The organism is Streptomyces sp. NPDC053069, from assembly GCF_044546895.1.
GTDB lineage: Bacteria > Actinomycetota > Actinomycetes > Streptomycetales > Streptomycetaceae > Streptomyces.
In genome coordinates, this window is the sequence record NZ_JBITZN010000014.1 from 71,922 (window position 1) to 85,225 (window position 13,304).

The following is a 13,304-nucleotide window of genomic DNA, read 5'->3' on the forward strand; positions in this document are numbered from 1 at the left end:
CCGGGCCAGGGGTCAGGCCGTCTGCCGCGCGGCGTTCGCCGTGATGGCGGCGCCCAGGTGCTCGGCGAGACCGGGGGCCATGGCGTCGTAGTACGCCTTGAAGCGCTCGTCGGAGACGTACATGCCGGCGAAGCACCGGTGCATTTCGTACGGCACCTCGAAGAACCACCTGCTCATGTGCTGCCGGTGCTCCTCGGCCAGGTCCATGGCCGCCTCGCCGGACGGCTCCTCGCCGGCGGTCACCAGGGCGGCGTACCGCTGCTCCCAGTCGTCGGTCTCGGCCTTGATCCGCTTCCAGTCCTCCTTGCTGTAGCGGGCGGCGCGGCGCTGGGACTCGGCCCATGCCTCGGTGTCGCCCCAGCGCTGCTCGGCCTCCTCGGCGTACCCCTCGTTGAACGGGTCCTTGTCCCCGAAGACCTCGAACCGCTCCTCCGGCGTCAGGTTGATGCCCATCGTGCGTGCCTCCATGGCGTGCTCCACGGCCGCGGCCATCTTCTGCAGCTTCTCGATCCGGGCGGTCAGCAGATCGTGCTGGCGGCGCAGGTGCGCGCGCGGGTCCGCGTCCGGGTCGTCGAGCAGGGCCGCGACCTCGTCGAGCGGGAAGCCGAGCTCCCGGTAGAACAGGATCTGCTGGAGCCGGTCGAGGTCGGCGTCGTTGTAGCGCCGGTGGCCGGCGTACGTGCGCTCGCTGGGGACGAGCAGGCCGATCTCGTCGTAGTGGTGCAGGGTGCGCACCGTGACCCCGGCGAACCCCGCGACCTGTCCCACGGAGTAGCTCACTTTTCCGCTCCTTGTCGTCGGTACGCCGTCCACGCTGAGGCCTCACGTCACGTGAGGTGCAAGCCGGTTGCCGTTCACGATGTTCGGGATGTTGTGTGCATTTTGTCCGCTTATGGTGAGGCGGTGGCCCAGGAACCCGAAGCGCAGCAGGCGCCCGCGACCGCTCCCACGGCCCCGGCACGGGCTCTGCTGCCCTTCATCCTGCCCGCCGTGGTCGTGGGCGTGGTCGCGAGCCTGGTCTTCGTCGGCGTCAGCGCGGCGGCGGAGCAGCTCCAGCGCGTGCTGTGGGGGCCGCTGCCGGATGCGCTCGGGGTGGGCCGCTACTCGGTGCTGTGGATGTTCGTCATGCTCGTGGCGACCGGGATCGCCGTCGGGCTGGTGGTCTGGAAGGTGCCCGGCCACGCCGGTCCCGATCCGGCGACCCTCGGCCTGAACGCCCCGGCCATGGCACCGGTCGTGCTGCCCGGACTGGTGCTGGCCACCGGCCTGATGCTGGCCGGCGGCCCGAGCCTCGGACCGGAGAACCCGGTCTTCGCCGTGAACGTGGGCCTCGCCGCCTGGCTCGGTGCGCGGCTGATGCCGCGGACGCCGGGCAGCCTGTGGCCGGTGCTGGCCGAGTCGGCGACGATCGGCGCGCTGTTCGGCACACCGGTGGCCGCGGCGCTGGTCATCTCGGAGGCGCTGGCCGGGCGTCCCGTCCGCGGACGGCTGTGGGACAACCTGTTCGCGCCGCTGACCGCCGGGGCGTGCGGGGCCGTCACGACCACCCTGGTGGCCCATCCGACCTTCGACCTGGGGCTGCCGCCCCTGGGCCACCCGGACGGCAAGGACGTCCTGGCGGCCCTCGTGACCGCCTCGGTGGCCGCGCTGCTCGGCATGTGCGCCGTATACGCCTTCCCGTACGTCCACGCGGCCTTCCGGCGGCTGCGGCACCCGATGCTGATGCTTCCGGCCGGCGGGGTCGTCCTGGGCGCTCTGGGGGCGCTGGGCGGTCATCTCACGCTGTTCAAGGGGCTGTCGGAGATGGGCGAGCTGGCCCGGCATCCCGAGGGCCGGTCGGCGGGGCAGTTCGCCGTGCTCGCGGTGGTGAAGCTGGCGGCGCTGCTCGTCGCCGCGTCCTGCGGCTTCCGGGGCGGCCGGATCTTCCCGGCGGTCTTCGTCGGCAGCGCCCTCGGCCTGTGCGCCCATGCGCTCGTTCCGGCCGTGCATCCGGCGGTGGGCGTCGCGACGGCCGTCCTGGGCATGCTCCTGGCCGTCACCCGGCAGGGCTGGGTGAGCCTGTTCACCGCCGCCGTCCTGGTCGCCTCGCCCGGCGCCCTCGCCCTGTTGTGCATCGCGTCGCTGCCGCCGTGGCTGCTGGTGACGGGGCGCCCGCAGATGCAGTTGCGCGAGGACGGCACCCCGGTCCGCTGACAGACCCTTCCGCTGAAAGTACCCACCTTGGAGGCACGTTCATGGCCCTGCACAAAGGTCCCGCGAAGCACGAGGAGCGGACGGTGTCGGTCAACCCGTTCTTCGGCGAGGCCAATCCGGTCGCCGGCATGACCGAGGCGCCGCCCACGCACCGGCTCCCGGACGCGCCGCTGTCCCCGTCCACGGCGTACCAGCTGGTGCACGACGAGCTGATGCTGGACGGCAACTCCCGGCTGAATCTGGCCACGTTCGTCACCACCTGGATGGAGCCGCAGGCCGGGGTGCTGATGGCCGAGTGCCGGGACAAGAACATGATCGACAAGGACGAGTACCCGCGCACGGCCGAGCTGGAGCGGCGCTGTGTGGCGATGCTCGCCGACCTGTGGAACGCGCCGGACCCGTCGGCGGCCGTCGGCTGTTCCACGACCGGGTCGAGCGAGGCGTGCATGCTCGCCGGGATGGCACTGAAGCGGCGCTGGATGCGGCGCAACGAAGGGCGCTATGCGGGCGGCGCACGGCCCAACCTCGTGATGGGCGTCAACGTCCAGGTCTGCTGGGACAAGTTCTGCACCTTCTGGGAGGTGGAGGCCCGGCAGGTGCCCATGGAGGGCGACCGGTTCCAGCTGGACCCGCAGGCCGCCGTCGAGCTGTGCGACGAGAACACCATCGGGGTCGTCGGCATCCTCGGCTCGACGTTCGACGGCTCCTACGAGCCGATCGCCGAACTGTGCGCGGCCCTGGACGCCCTGCAGGAACGCACCGGGCTCGACGTCCCGGTGCATGTGGACGGCGCGTCCGGCGGCATGGTGGCGCCCTTCCTGGACCCGGAGCTGGTGTGGGACTTCCGGCTGCCGCGCGTGGCCTCGATCAACGCCTCGGGGCACAAGTACGGGCTGGTGTACCCGGGCGTCGGCTGGGCACTGTGGCGGGACCACGAGGCGCTGCCCGAGGAGCTCGTCTTCCGGGTCAACTACCTGGGCGGCGACATGCCGACCTTCGCGCTCAACTTCTCCCGGCCCGGCGCCCAGGTGGTGGCCCAGTACTACACGTTCCTGCGCCTCGGCCGCGAGGGCTACCGCGCGGTGCAGCAGTCCACGCGGGACGTGGCGACCTCGCTCGCCGGGAAGATCGCGGCGCTCGGCGACTTCCGGCTGCTCACGCACGGCGACCAACTGCCGGTGTTCGCGCTGACCACGGCCGACGACGTCACGGCGTACGACGTCTTCGACGTCTCCCGGCGGCTGCGCGAGGGCGGCTGGCTGGTGCCCGCGTACACCTTCCCGCCGCACCGCGAGGACCTCTCCGTGCTGCGGATCGTGTGCCGCAACGGCTTCTCGCACGACCTGGCCGACCTGTTCCTGGACGACCTGACCCGCCTGCTGCCCGAGCTGCGCCGGCAGCCGCATCCACTCACCCGGGACAAGCAGGCGGCGACCGGGTTCCACCACTAGGCCTGCCGTCCGAGGCGCGAAAACTTCCGTACCGGGAGCGGGCAGAACAAGTTCGACCATCGCCTCGAACCGCCGGCAGGAGCATGGGGCAGACTTGATCAGCCGTTCGGGACCGGTCAGCGGTCGTCCTCCGGATGCCGCTCCCCCGTCGCGTACGGGTTCACCTCGTCCTCGGCGAGCACGCCGACGAACCGTTCGCCCTCACCGGCGAACGTGTAGGCGCCGTCCTCGATGCGCGCCACGAGACCCCGGGTCCACTCGGCCTCGGAGTCGGCCGTGTGCACCCACATGTTCATGATCTCGCCGATGTGGCCGAGCTGCCCCGGCCCCTCGTCGGGCACGTAGTGCTCGGTGACCGAGGAGCGCCAGGCCTCGATCCGGCGGGTGCGCTCCTTCAGCAGCGCCACCGCCTCGGCCCTCGGCAGGTCGACCATGAAGCCGATCGCCGCCGTCTTCACGTCGCCGCGCTGGTCGTAGGTGACCAGGGCGTCGCGCAGCAGGGCGAAGTACTCCTCGGTGCCCTTGTCGGTCAGCTCGTACTCGGTGCGGGGCGGGCCGCCGGCCGTGGACGGCGCGATCTCGTGCGCGTGCAGCAACCCTTGCTTGGCCATCTGCTTCAGGGCGTGGTAGATGGAGCCCGGTTTGGCGTTGGACCACTCGTGCGCGCCCCAGTACTCCAGGTCGTTGCGGACCTGATAGCCATGGGCCCGCCCGTGCTGGCGGACGGCGCCCAGCACGAGAAGTCGGATCGCTGACATGAGGTCCAGGTTATTGCCGTACCGCCGCCCGCCCCGCGATCACCCCCGGGCGGCGCCCTGCTCCTCGGCCTCCTGGGCCACCAGCTCGAAGGCGGTCCTGCCGTCCAGCGACTCGCGGATGATGTCGGCGTGGCCGGCGTGCCGGGCCGTCTCGCGGATCAGCTGCAGACACAGCCAGCGCAGCGAGACCCGGGCCTGCGGCGGGAACCAGGGATCGGACGGCAGCGGGAAGGTGTCGTCCAGGCTCGGCGCCGAGCGGATGAACTTCTCCGTCTCGGCGGCGACCTCCTCCCAGTACGCCAGCTGTCCGGCGACCGTCTCGTCGTCGGCCAGCTGGAAGCACTCGTGCCAGTTCGACTCGTCGCGCCGGACCGCCGGCGGCTCCTGCTTGGCCCGGGCGACCCAGCCCTGCTCGGTCTCGGCGACATGCTTGAGCAGGCCGCCCAGGGACAGCTCGCTGACGCTGGGGCGGGTGCGGGCCTGTTCCTCGGTCAGGCCGAGCAGGGCCCGGCGGATGCCGCCGCGCTGTTCCTCGATGAACGCCAGCAGAGCTCCTCGCTCGTCACCGTTCGCCTCCGCGGGCACGTGCTTGACCATGACGGCCGCCTTTCATCGGTTCACCGGGGGCTCTTGCCCTGACACCGAAGACGTTACGGACCCTTGCGGTCAGGTTCTGTCCGCAAGGGTCCGCTCCGGTCGGAACTCGCTTCCGCCGGCGCTCGTCAGAAGGGGAACGCGCTGCGCCCGTGCTGCACCGAGATCCACTTGACGGTCGTGAACGCCTCCAGCGTCGTCTCGCCGTTCAGGCGGCCGATGCCGGAGTGCTTCTCGCCGCCGAACGGCACGATGGGCTCGTCGTGGACCGTGCCGTCGTTCACGTGGAACATGCCGGTGTCGATCTGCTTGGCGAAGGCGACGCCCCGCTCGATGTCGCCCGTGTGGACGGCGCCGCTGAGGCCGTACGGGGTGTCGTTGACGATGCGGAGCGCCTCCTCCTCGCCGTCGAACGGAACGAGGAAGACGACCGGGCCGAAGATCTCCTGCTGCAGCAGTGCGGAGTCGGCGGGGACGTCGGTGAGCACGCTGGGCTCGACCAGGTTGCCCGACGTGCCGCCCCGGACGAGGGCGGTGGCGCCCTCGGCGACGGCCTGCTCGACGGAGCCGGCAATGGCGTTCGCCTGCTGGGAGTTGATCACCGGGCCGATGACGGTCTGCGGGTCGCGCGGATCGCCGACCTTCAGCGACTTCACCTTGGCGACGAACTTCTCGGTGAACTCCTCGGCGACGGAGGCGTCCACGAGGACCCGGTTGGCGGCCATGCAGACCTGGCCCTGGTGGACGAACCGGCTGAAGACCGCCGCGTCCACCGCGTAGTCGATGTCGGCGTCGTCCAGGACCACCAGCGCGCTGTTGCCGCCCAGTTCGAGCACCGAGCGCTTGAAGTTCGCGGCGCAGACCGTGGCCACGTGCCGGCCGACCTTGTCGGAGCCGGTGAAGGAGATGACCTTCGGGACCGGGTGCTCGATGAACGCGTCGCCGATCTCGGCGATGTCGGTGACCACGACATTGAGCAGGCCGCCGGGCAGCCCGGCCTCCTCGAAGATCTTCGCGAGCAGGGTGCCGCCCGCGATCGGGGTGTTCTGGTGCGGCTTGAGGACGACGGCGTTGCCCAGCGCGAGCGCCGGGGCGACCGACTTGATCGACAGCAGGAACGGGAAGTTGAACGGGCTGATCACGCCCACCACCCCGACCGGCACCCGGTAGACGCGGTTCTCCTTGCCGTCGACCGGGGAGGGCAGGATCCTGCCCTCGGGGCGCAGCGCCAGGTGGATCGACTCGCGCAGGAACTCCTTGGCGAGGTGCAGCTCGAAACCGGCCTTCACGCGCGTGCCGCCCAGTTCCGCGATGATCAGGTCGGCTATCTCCTGCTCACGGTCCTCTATGAGCCGAAGCGCCCGCTCGAAGACCGTGCGGCGGGCGTAGGGATTGGTCCCGGCCCACTGCTTCTGGGCGCGGGCGGCGGCCCGGTAGGCCTGGTCCACCTCGTCGACCGTGGCCACCGTGATCGAGGCCAGCTTCTCGTCGTCGTACGGATTGAAGTCGATGACGTCCCAGGAGCCGGTACCCGGACGCCACTCGCCGTCGATGTACTGCAGGGCCAGGTCGGTGAAGTAGGACGACATGTGATCCCTCAATCACTAGCGGACGCAGATCCTGGTCAAGGTCTGATCGCACGTCATCGTACTTATGTTTCAAGAGAGTTGAAGGAGACCTCGGAGAAGATCCCGGCTCTCGTCGGGCCCCGGACTGTCCTGCTGCAGCTCCTTGAGCGCCTGCTCGTACTGGGCGACGTCCTCGCGCTTGTCCAGGTAGAGGGCGCTGGTCAGCTGCTCCAGGTAGACGACGTCCGACAGGTCGGCGTCGGGGAAGCTGAGGATGGTGAAGGCGCCGCTCTCGCCGGAGTGCCCGCCGAAGCTGAACGGCATGACCTGCAGCCGTACGTTGGGCCGCTCGGAGAGGTCGATGAGGTGCTGCAGCTGGCCGCGCATGACCTGGCGGTCGCCGTAGGGGCGGCGCAGGGAGGCCTCGTCGAGGACGATGTGGAACTCGGGGGCGTTGTCGGCCAGCAGGTGCTTCTGCCGCTCCATGCGCAGGGCGACCCTGCGCTCGACGTCCGCCGGGCTCGCGCCCTTCATGCCGCGCCGGACCACGGCACGGGCGTACTCCTCGGTCTGGAGCAGACCGTGCACGAACTGCACCTCGTAGACGCGGATGAGGGACGCGGCGCCCTCCAGGCCCACATAGGTGGGGAACCAGCTGGGCAGGACGTCGGTGTAGCTGTGCCACCAGCCGGCCACGTTGGCCTCGCGGGCGAGGGAGAGCAGCGACTCGCGCTCCGTCTCGTCCGTGATGCCGTACAGCGTCAGCAGGTCTTCCACGTCTCTGGTCTTGAAGCTCACCCGGCCCAGCTCCATCCGGCTGATCTTCGACTCGGAGGCGCGGATGGAGTACCCCGCCGCCTCGCGCGTGATGCCCCGAGCCTCACGCAGTCGCCTGAGTTGCGAACCGAGCAGCATCCGCCGCACCACCGATCCGGGCTCTCCCGCGCTCACGTTCGTCAGCCTCCCCAACCGTCTTCAGGGCCCGCAGTCTGCCACTAAAACACTTCGAGCAGTACTCGTCCGGTTACGGAAACGGAAAGACCCGGACCGTTTCTGCCTGCCGGTTTCGGGAAGAGGTCAGGACCACTGGCGGCAAACGCCGAGAAGATGGCGGAAAAAATGGCCAAGAAGCGGTACGGGCAGTGTCATTTCGGTCGCGTGCACGTGCATCTGCCCTTGCATCTGCTGTGCGCATCCGAAACCATGGTGCCGCGCCACCGCTGCATCGCAACGACCGCGAACTCCCGGGAGTGCCTCGCATGGGAACGAATGGATCGACCATGCTCAAGCCGTTACGGCAGGGCCTTCCGCCGCTGGACCCCGCAGCCGTGTCCGACGCCGCCTCCTGCGCCCTGCCCGCCCGGTACGACGCGGTGCGCGAGGCCCGGCGCTTCACCCGCACCACCCTCGACCAGTGGGACGCCGGCGACCGCTTCGACGACATATGCCTCGTCGTCTCCGAACTCGTCACCAACGCCCTGCGGCACGGTTTTCCGGGCGACGCGGGCTGCTCCGAACCCGCTCCGTCCGTGCGGCTGCACCTGATGCGCTGGAGCGAGCGGCTGGTGTGCGCGGTGCGCGACCCGAGCCACGAGACGCCGGTCCCGCGCGACTCGGACGACTTCTCCGCCGAGTCCGGGCGCGGGCTGTTCCTGGTCGACTCCTTCGCCGACAGCTGGGGCTGGCACCCCCTCGCCGGCGCCCTCCACGGCAAGGTCGTGTGGGCGCTGTTCCGGCTGAGCCCGGCCGGCTGACACTGCAGCGCACCGACGGACGCGCGATTTCTACGCGCGTCACTCCGACATCGTTGCCATCGGCACGCCCCGGGCTCTCCCCCGGGGCATCAGCCGGCGATCAGATGGTCGAACTCGCCGTCCTTGATCCCGAGCAGCATGGCCTCGATCTCCGCGCGGGTGTAGACGAGCGCCGGGCCGTCGGGGAAACGCGAGTTGCGGACGGCGACCTCGCCGCCCGGCAGCCGCGCGAACTCCACGCACGAACCCTGCGAGTTGCTGTGCCTGCTCTTCTGCCAGGCCACTCCGGTCAACTGCTCGGCAGCCATGCCGTTGTACACGTCGTACCCCCCGTACACGCCGTCAACGTCGCGGTCCACAGGTCGCTCCCCGGTGGTGCACTGGCTGGTGTGGCCATAGATGCTGTGGTCAACTGACCCGGATCATAACCCGTTCATGTGCAGATGCATGAGCAAATGCACGTGCACGCGCGGTGTTTACCTGGTTACAGACTTGACGTCCGCTTTACCGAAGCAGATCCAGCGTCTGCCCCAGTGCGGGCAGGACATGCCCACGCCATCCCCCGTCCATGATCTTGCGCGCCATCGGCTGAGCCGGGTCGTCCGGATCAAAACCCTCGTGCACTAGAAAGAGACGTGTACCGCGCCCTTCCTGTTCCAGGGTCCAGGTGATGGTCCAGTCCGCGGGATTGGCCGGATCGGCGTCGGCCCAGCGGACGGACAGCATCCGCTCGATGTCGTAGGCCAGGACGCGCACCTCCACGACCCCGGAGAAGCGGGAGTTGGGACGCGGGACGGAGGTCATCCGGTACCGGTGGCCGACCTCCAGCCGGAAGCCCTCGGCGCCGGGCATCTGCCAGCGGGCGAGCAGGTCGGGGTCGGTCAGGGCGCGCCAGACCTTGGCGGGCGGATGCGGGAAGAACTGGTCCACGCGGAGGGTGGTCAGGTCGTCCGCGTGATCTCCGGGTGCTGTGTTCATGAAGGCCGGCCGCCGGGTGCTGTGTTCATGAAGGCTGATCGTCGGGCATGGTGTCGAGCAGATCGCCGAGGCCCTTCAGCCGCTCGCGCCAGAACCGCTCGTACGGGTGGAGCCAGTCCTGCACCTCGGCGAGCGGGGCCGCCTCCAGACGGTAGATGCGCTGCCGCCCGGAGCGCTGTTCGGAGACGAGGCCGGCCTCCCGGAGCACTCTGAGGTGTTCCGAGAGGCTCGGGCGGCGCATGTCGAAGTGGTCGGCCAGGGCCTGGACGGGCTGCGGTCCGCGCTCGCGCAGCAGCCGCAGCACCTCGCGGCGGGTGGCGTTGGCGAGCGCGGCGAAAACGCGGTCCTCGGCGGCGGTACTCGTCCCGTTCATGGAGCGGTCGGATTCATGGAGCGGTCAGAAGCCTTCCTTCTCCGTCAGCAGCATCAGACCGTTGCCGTCGGGGTCCGTGAAGGAGGCCATGCGCCCCCAGGGCAGTTCGTCCGGGCCCTGTACAGGGGTCCCGGCCGCGGCGAGCCGGGCACAGTCCGCGTCGACGTCGGTCGTGACCAACATGATCCCCCGGGCGGAACCGGGCTCGAAACCGCCCATGCCGGGCCCGGAGAGCGTGAAGACCGTCTGGGCGCCCTCGGGGGCCACCTGGAGCCAGCGGCCCTGGGGCATGTCCCGGTCGGCGGTGACGGTGAAGCCGAGGACGTCGCGGTAGAAGCGCAGAGCGCGGTCCTGGTCGGAGACCGGAAGGGTGACGAAGGAAGCGTGCGTGATGGCCATGCAATCGAGAATAGGTAGGCAATTCCCTACGCGTCAATCGTAGGGGATTGCCTACCTATACCCGTTCACCTGCTGGCATACGGCAGCAGCGCCGTCTCCCGGGCGTTCTTGATGGCCCGCGCGAGCAGCCGCTGCTGCCGGGCGGTGACCCGGGTGACCCGGCGGCTGCGGATCTTGCCCCGGTCGGAGAGGAACCTTCGGAGCAGGTCCGTGTCCTTGTAGTAGGTGATCCCGGCCCGGTCCAGCGGGTTGGGGCGGTCCTTGACGGGCTTGCGGTCGCTCTTGCGCGGCATCAGATCTCCAGCAGGGTGTCGAAGGCGGGCGGAAGCCTCTTCCAGGCGTCGCGCCCCGCGGCGTACTCGGCGTCGGTGAGCAGACAGGACTCCAGCAGGTGCGTGAGTCCGTCACGGTCGAGGCCGGGCGAGGTGAACACGAGGTGGTTGCAGCAGTCGCCGTGCTCGGGGTGCCAGTCCAGCGCGGCGGCGGCACGGCGTACCGGCGGGACCATCTCCCAGGCCGCGTCGGGCAGCGCGGCCAGCCACGGCCCGGCACTCTCCACGCACAGCGCCCCGCCGGCCGCGTCCCAGTGCAACAGCGTGTCCGGCTTGTCGGCGAGCCAGAACCGGCCCCGGCTGCGGGCCGCGGCGCAGGTCAGGTCCTCCAGTGCGGCGTACAGCCGCTCCGGATGGAAGGGCCGGCGCCGGTGCCAGACCAGGGTCGACACACCGTGCCCGTCCGCCTCGACGGGCAGCAGGGCACAGGCCGGATGCTGGGCCGCCGCAGCGGCCTCCACATCGAAACCGGCGAGAGCGGCTTGGGCGAGGGGGGAGGGGGGTCGGGGGTTCGGGGAGGGGGCGTGAGCTTCCGGTGAGGGGGCGTGGGCGTCCACTGAGGGGGCGTGTGCGTCCGGGGGCTGCGCCTGCGTGCCCTGGCAGGTCGGCTGGATGTCCCTTGTTGGCGGCTGCGGGTCCCGGCGGGGGGCTTGTCCGGGGGGTCCCGGGGGGATCGGGACCCGGTGGGCCGTCGGGTGGAGCTGGGTGAGCAGTTCGCGGTCCTCGTCGTCGGCCTCCGGGGAGTCGGCCACGGCGAGGACGGAGGCGTACTCCAGCTGCCGGGCGAAGGTGTCGGCGACCGTGCGCCGGTCGGTGGCCGCCGCGGCGAGGCCGGCCTCGGCGAGGTCGTCGCCGTTGCCCAGGTACGGCAGCACCAGCGCCGGGTCCACGGCCGTGATCACGGAGGTGACGGTCAGGCCGCCGGACGCGACGACCTCGGCCATCGCCTTGGGCTCGACCGAGTCCCACAGCTCGACGATCGCGAGCCGGGTCGTGCCGTCGCGGGCGAGCCGGCGCAGCTCGGGCACCAGGTCCTCGCGCAGCGCGCAGCACGCACAGTCGTTGACCAGCGGCGACTCACCCACGGTCACGACGCCGCCGCGGTCGCGGATGGTACGGACGACCGTGCCGGCGGCGGCCGTCGACAGGTCGTGATGGAGTACGACGCTGCCGGACACCTCGGCGAGCAGGCGGTCGACGGCCGCCTTGCGGGCGTCGGCGTGCAGCCCGCTCACGACGGCCACGGCGAGGCTCATGCCCCGCCCCGCTTCCCGTACCGGCGCTCGAAGCGCTCCACGCGCCCGGCGGTGTCCAGCACCCGCGCTGTGCCGGTGCAGAAGGGGTGGCTGAGGTCCGAGATCTCGACGTCCACCACGGGGTAGGTGGTGCCGTCCTCCCACTCGACCGTCTTCTCACTGGTCATGGTCGATCGAGTCAGGAAGGCGTGGTTCGCGGCGCGGTCACGGAAGACGACGGGACCGTAGGCCGGATGGATTCCCTTGCGCATGGCGGCCTTCAGCGCTCCTCTCGGAAGTCGACGTGCCGGCCGGCGACCGGGTCGTACTTGCGCAGCGTCATGCGGTCCGGGTCGTTGCGGCGGTTCTTGCGGGTCACGTAGGTGTAGCCGGTCCCGGCGGTGGACCGGAGCCTGACGACCGGGCGGAGTTCGTTGCGTGCCATGCTGCTACCTTACTGAAAATGAATTCCATTACGAACTCTGTCTGAGGAGAGCTACGTCACCATGTCCGCGCACTGCATGCTCACCGGGACCCGGCCGGGCTTCGGCAACCACATCTCCCGCTCCCACCGGCGCACCTCCCGCCGCTTCGACCCGAACATCCAGAGCAAGCGCTACTGGCTGCCCGGCGAGGGCCGGTACGTCCGGCTGCGGCTGAGCACGAAGGGGATCAAGACCGTGGACGCGATCGGCGTCGAGGCGGCCGTGGCCCGGATCCGCGCCCGGGGGGTGCGGATCTGATGGCGAAGAAGAGCAAGATCGCGAAGAACGAGCGGCGCAAGGCGGTCGTCGCCCGGTACGCCGTCCGGCGCGCCGAACTGAAGGAGATCATCCGTCGGCCGTCGTCCACGGACGCCGAACGGCTCGCCGCCCGGGCCGAGTTGCGCAGGCAACCGCGGGACGCGAGCGCCACGCGCGTGCGCAACCGCGACCAGGTCGACGGCCGCCCGCGCGGATATCTGCGTACCTTCGGCCTGTCCCGGGTGAATCTGCGCGAGCAGGCTCACAACGGATTCCTGCCCGGCGTCCGGAAGTCCTCCTGGTAACGGCTGGTAACTTGCTGCGGGCCGTCCGGCCGAGGGCGGCCGGCCGCTACAGCTTGGGAGCTTTCCGGTGACTTCTGCGACAGCAAGGAGTGCGACTGCAAGGGTGCGGACCGCAGCCGTGGCCGCGGGGCTGGTGGGTGCGCTCGCCGCGTTGACCGCGTGCAGCGGGGGCGGTGACGGGGGCGGCAAGAGCGCCCCCTCGGCGCCGCCGAGCGCGACCGCGACACCCACCGCCGGCTCGGGCTCCGCGGCCGTGACCGGCGCCTCCGGCAAGCTCCAGGGCAGCTGGCTCACCACCAGCGGGGGCAAGATCGTGGCTCTGGTGATCACCGGGAAGAAGGCCGGGCTGTTCGTGACCGGCCGCAAGACCTGGTGCCAGGGGTCCGCGGGCGAGGAGGCGGGGATGCAGATGATCCATCTGACCTGCCCCGACGGCGACAAGGACCGGATCACCGGCATGGTCGACTCGGTGGACGGCAAGGGCATGACGGTGAACTGGTCGGGCGGGACCGGCCGGGAGACGTACACCAAGGCGGAGGGCGGCAAGCTGCCGTCGGCACCGCCGCCCCGGGTGAAGCCGTGACGCCGGCGGGACGTGCCACCTGAAGCGGTGATTCCGAG

At 70.5% G+C, this 13,304-nt stretch carries 19 protein-coding genes; 6 read left to right on the top strand and 13 right to left on the bottom strand.

Annotated features, from left to right (window positions below; translation table 11 throughout):
• Positions 1–12 precede the first annotated feature (12 nt).
• Positions 13–780, bottom strand: a complete 768-nt coding sequence (locus ACIGXP_RS29020; protein WP_363218882.1) for a MerR family transcriptional regulator — start codon at positions 778–780, stop codon at positions 13–15.
• 123 nt (positions 781–903) lie between these two features.
• Here ACIGXP_RS29020 and ACIGXP_RS29025 point away from each other — a divergent pair, with 123 nt between their 5' ends.
• Positions 904–2,193, top strand: coding sequence for an ion channel protein (locus ACIGXP_RS29025; protein ID WP_399773200.1), 1,290 nt, complete (start codon positions 904–906; stop codon positions 2,191–2,193).
• Positions 2,194–2,234: 41 nt separating this feature from the next.
• A complete protein-coding gene (locus ACIGXP_RS29030; RefSeq protein ID WP_363218880.1) occupies positions 2,235–3,644 on the top strand; it encodes a glutamate decarboxylase in 1,410 nt (469 codons plus the stop codon).
• 116 nt (positions 3,645–3,760) lie between these two features.
• Here the strand turns inward: ACIGXP_RS29030 and ACIGXP_RS29035 are convergent, their stop codons facing one another.
• The 4 genes from ACIGXP_RS29035 to ACIGXP_RS29050 all read right to left on the bottom strand — a co-directional run bounded on the left by ACIGXP_RS29035 (position 3,761) and on the right by ACIGXP_RS29050 (position 7,479).
• A complete protein-coding gene (locus tag ACIGXP_RS29035; protein WP_399773204.1) occupies positions 3,761–4,402 on the bottom strand; it encodes a PadR family transcriptional regulator in 642 nt (213 codons plus the stop codon).
• Positions 4,403–4,441: 39 nt separating this feature from the next.
• Positions 4,442–4,999 (bottom strand): DinB family protein, encoded by a 558-nt coding sequence (locus ACIGXP_RS29040; RefSeq protein WP_399773206.1) that lies wholly within the window; start codon positions 4,997–4,999, stop codon positions 4,442–4,444.
• A gap of 125 nt (positions 5,000–5,124) precedes the next feature.
• Positions 5,125–6,585 carry an aldehyde dehydrogenase family protein gene (locus tag ACIGXP_RS29045; protein ID WP_399773209.1) on the bottom strand — a complete coding sequence of 487 codons (1,461 nt, stop codon included), beginning with the start codon at positions 6,583–6,585 and terminating at the stop codon, positions 5,125–5,127.
• A 69-nt stretch (positions 6,586–6,654) separates the two neighbouring features.
• A complete protein-coding gene (locus tag ACIGXP_RS29050; protein WP_363217592.1) occupies positions 6,655–7,479 on the bottom strand; it encodes a helix-turn-helix transcriptional regulator in 825 nt (274 codons plus the stop codon).
• 365 nt (positions 7,480–7,844) lie between these two features.
• Here ACIGXP_RS29050 and ACIGXP_RS29055 point away from each other — a divergent pair, with 365 nt between their 5' ends.
• On the top strand, positions 7,845–8,318 hold the full coding sequence (locus ACIGXP_RS29055) for an ATP-binding protein (protein WP_363217583.1): 474 nt from the start codon (positions 7,845–7,847) through the stop codon (positions 8,316–8,318).
• Positions 8,319–8,407: 89 nt separating this feature from the next.
• Here the strand turns inward: ACIGXP_RS29055 and ACIGXP_RS29060 are convergent, their stop codons facing one another.
• The 8 genes from ACIGXP_RS29060 to rpmG form a co-directional block, all read right to left on the bottom strand.
• Complete coding sequence (locus ACIGXP_RS29060; protein WP_399773211.1) at positions 8,408–8,677, bottom strand: DUF397 domain-containing protein; 270 nt, start codon at positions 8,675–8,677, stop codon at positions 8,408–8,410.
• 145 nt (positions 8,678–8,822) lie between these two features.
• Positions 8,823–9,296 (bottom strand): SRPBCC domain-containing protein, encoded by a 474-nt coding sequence (locus tag ACIGXP_RS29065; RefSeq protein ID WP_399773213.1) that lies wholly within the window; start codon positions 9,294–9,296, stop codon positions 8,823–8,825.
• A gap of 25 nt (positions 9,297–9,321) precedes the next feature.
• On the bottom strand, positions 9,322–9,669 hold the full coding sequence (locus ACIGXP_RS29070; protein WP_399773215.1) for an ArsR/SmtB family transcription factor: 348 nt from the start codon (positions 9,667–9,669) through the stop codon (positions 9,322–9,324).
• A gap of 24 nt (positions 9,670–9,693) precedes the next feature.
• Positions 9,694–10,068, bottom strand: coding sequence for a VOC family protein (locus tag ACIGXP_RS29075; RefSeq protein WP_399773217.1), 375 nt, complete (start codon positions 10,066–10,068; stop codon positions 9,694–9,696).
• A gap of 65 nt (positions 10,069–10,133) precedes the next feature.
• Positions 10,134–10,361, bottom strand: coding sequence for a 30S ribosomal protein S18 (gene rpsR / locus ACIGXP_RS29080; protein WP_399773220.1), 228 nt, complete (start codon positions 10,359–10,361; stop codon positions 10,134–10,136).
• Positions 10,361–11,656 carry a GTP-binding protein gene (locus tag ACIGXP_RS29085; RefSeq protein ID WP_399773223.1) on the bottom strand — a complete coding sequence of 432 codons (1,296 nt, stop codon included), beginning with the start codon at positions 11,654–11,656 and terminating at the stop codon, positions 10,361–10,363. Before ACIGXP_RS29085 ends, rpsR begins: the two co-directional genes overlap by 1 nt.
• Positions 11,653–11,907: a type B 50S ribosomal protein L31 gene (locus tag ACIGXP_RS29090; RefSeq protein WP_399773224.1), complete on the bottom strand. Its 255-nt coding sequence runs from the start codon at positions 11,905–11,907 to the stop codon at positions 11,653–11,655. Before ACIGXP_RS29090 ends, ACIGXP_RS29085 begins: the two co-directional genes overlap by 4 nt.
• Positions 11,908–11,915: 8 nt before the next feature.
• Entirely contained in the window at positions 11,916–12,080 is a 165-nt protein-coding gene (gene rpmG, locus ACIGXP_RS29095) for a 50S ribosomal protein L33 (RefSeq protein WP_043502886.1), read from the bottom strand.
• Positions 12,081–12,141: 61 nt separating this feature from the next.
• On the opposite strand from rpmG, the gene rpmB reads away from it, so the two are divergent.
• From rpmB to ACIGXP_RS29110, 3 genes are all read left to right on the top strand, one after another.
• Positions 12,142–12,378, top strand: coding sequence for a 50S ribosomal protein L28 (gene rpmB / locus ACIGXP_RS29100; protein ID WP_399773228.1), 237 nt, complete (start codon positions 12,142–12,144; stop codon positions 12,376–12,378).
• On the top strand, positions 12,378–12,683 hold the full coding sequence (rpsN, locus tag ACIGXP_RS29105; RefSeq protein ID WP_363217575.1) for a 30S ribosomal protein S14: 306 nt from the start codon (positions 12,378–12,380) through the stop codon (positions 12,681–12,683). Before rpmB ends, rpsN begins: the two co-directional genes overlap by 1 nt.
• 103 nt (positions 12,684–12,786) lie before the next feature.
• Positions 12,787–13,266: a hypothetical protein gene (locus ACIGXP_RS29110; RefSeq protein WP_399773230.1), complete on the top strand. Its 480-nt coding sequence runs from the start codon at positions 12,787–12,789 to the stop codon at positions 13,264–13,266.
• The last annotated feature ends 38 nt before the right edge of the window (positions 13,267–13,304 follow it).

Coding starts and splice junctions, on each gene's coding strand:
- ACIGXP_RS29030 (WP_363218880.1), top strand. CDS start 2,235: ATGGCCCTGCACAAAGGTCCCGCGAAGCACGAGGAGCGGACGGTGTCG.
- ACIGXP_RS29035 (WP_399773204.1), bottom strand. CDS start 4,402: ATGTCAGCGATCCGACTTCTCGTGCTGGGCGCCGTCCGCCAGCACGGG.
- ACIGXP_RS29040 (WP_399773206.1), bottom strand. CDS start 4,999: ATGGTCAAGCACGTGCCCGCGGAGGCGAACGGTGACGAGCGAGGAGCT.
- ACIGXP_RS29045 (WP_399773209.1), bottom strand. CDS start 6,585: ATGTCGTCCTACTTCACCGACCTGGCCCTGCAGTACATCGACGGCGAG.
- ACIGXP_RS29050 (WP_363217592.1), bottom strand. CDS start 7,479: ATGCTGCTCGGTTCGCAACTCAGGCGACTGCGTGAGGCTCGGGGCATC.
- ACIGXP_RS29055 (WP_363217583.1), top strand. CDS start 7,845: ATGCTCAAGCCGTTACGGCAGGGCCTTCCGCCGCTGGACCCCGCAGCC.
- ACIGXP_RS29065 (WP_399773213.1), bottom strand. CDS start 9,296: ATGAACACAGCACCCGGAGATCACGCGGACGACCTGACCACCCTCCGC.
- ACIGXP_RS29070 (WP_399773215.1), bottom strand. CDS start 9,669: ATGAACGGGACGAGTACCGCCGCCGAGGACCGCGTTTTCGCCGCGCTC.
- ACIGXP_RS29075 (WP_399773217.1), bottom strand. CDS start 10,068: ATGGCCATCACGCACGCTTCCTTCGTCACCCTTCCGGTCTCCGACCAG.
- rpsR (WP_399773220.1), bottom strand. CDS start 10,361: ATGCCGCGCAAGAGCGACCGCAAGCCCGTCAAGGACCGCCCCAACCCG.
- ACIGXP_RS29085 (WP_399773223.1), bottom strand. CDS start 11,656: ATGAGCCTCGCCGTGGCCGTCGTGAGCGGGCTGCACGCCGACGCCCGC.
- ACIGXP_RS29090 (WP_399773224.1), bottom strand. CDS start 11,907: ATGCGCAAGGGAATCCATCCGGCCTACGGTCCCGTCGTCTTCCGTGAC.
- rpmG (WP_043502886.1), bottom strand. CDS start 12,080: ATGGCACGCAACGAACTCCGCCCGGTCGTCAGGCTCCGGTCCACCGCC.
- rpmB (WP_399773228.1), top strand. CDS start 12,142: ATGTCCGCGCACTGCATGCTCACCGGGACCCGGCCGGGCTTCGGCAAC.
- rpsN (WP_363217575.1), top strand. CDS start 12,378: ATGGCGAAGAAGAGCAAGATCGCGAAGAACGAGCGGCGCAAGGCGGTC.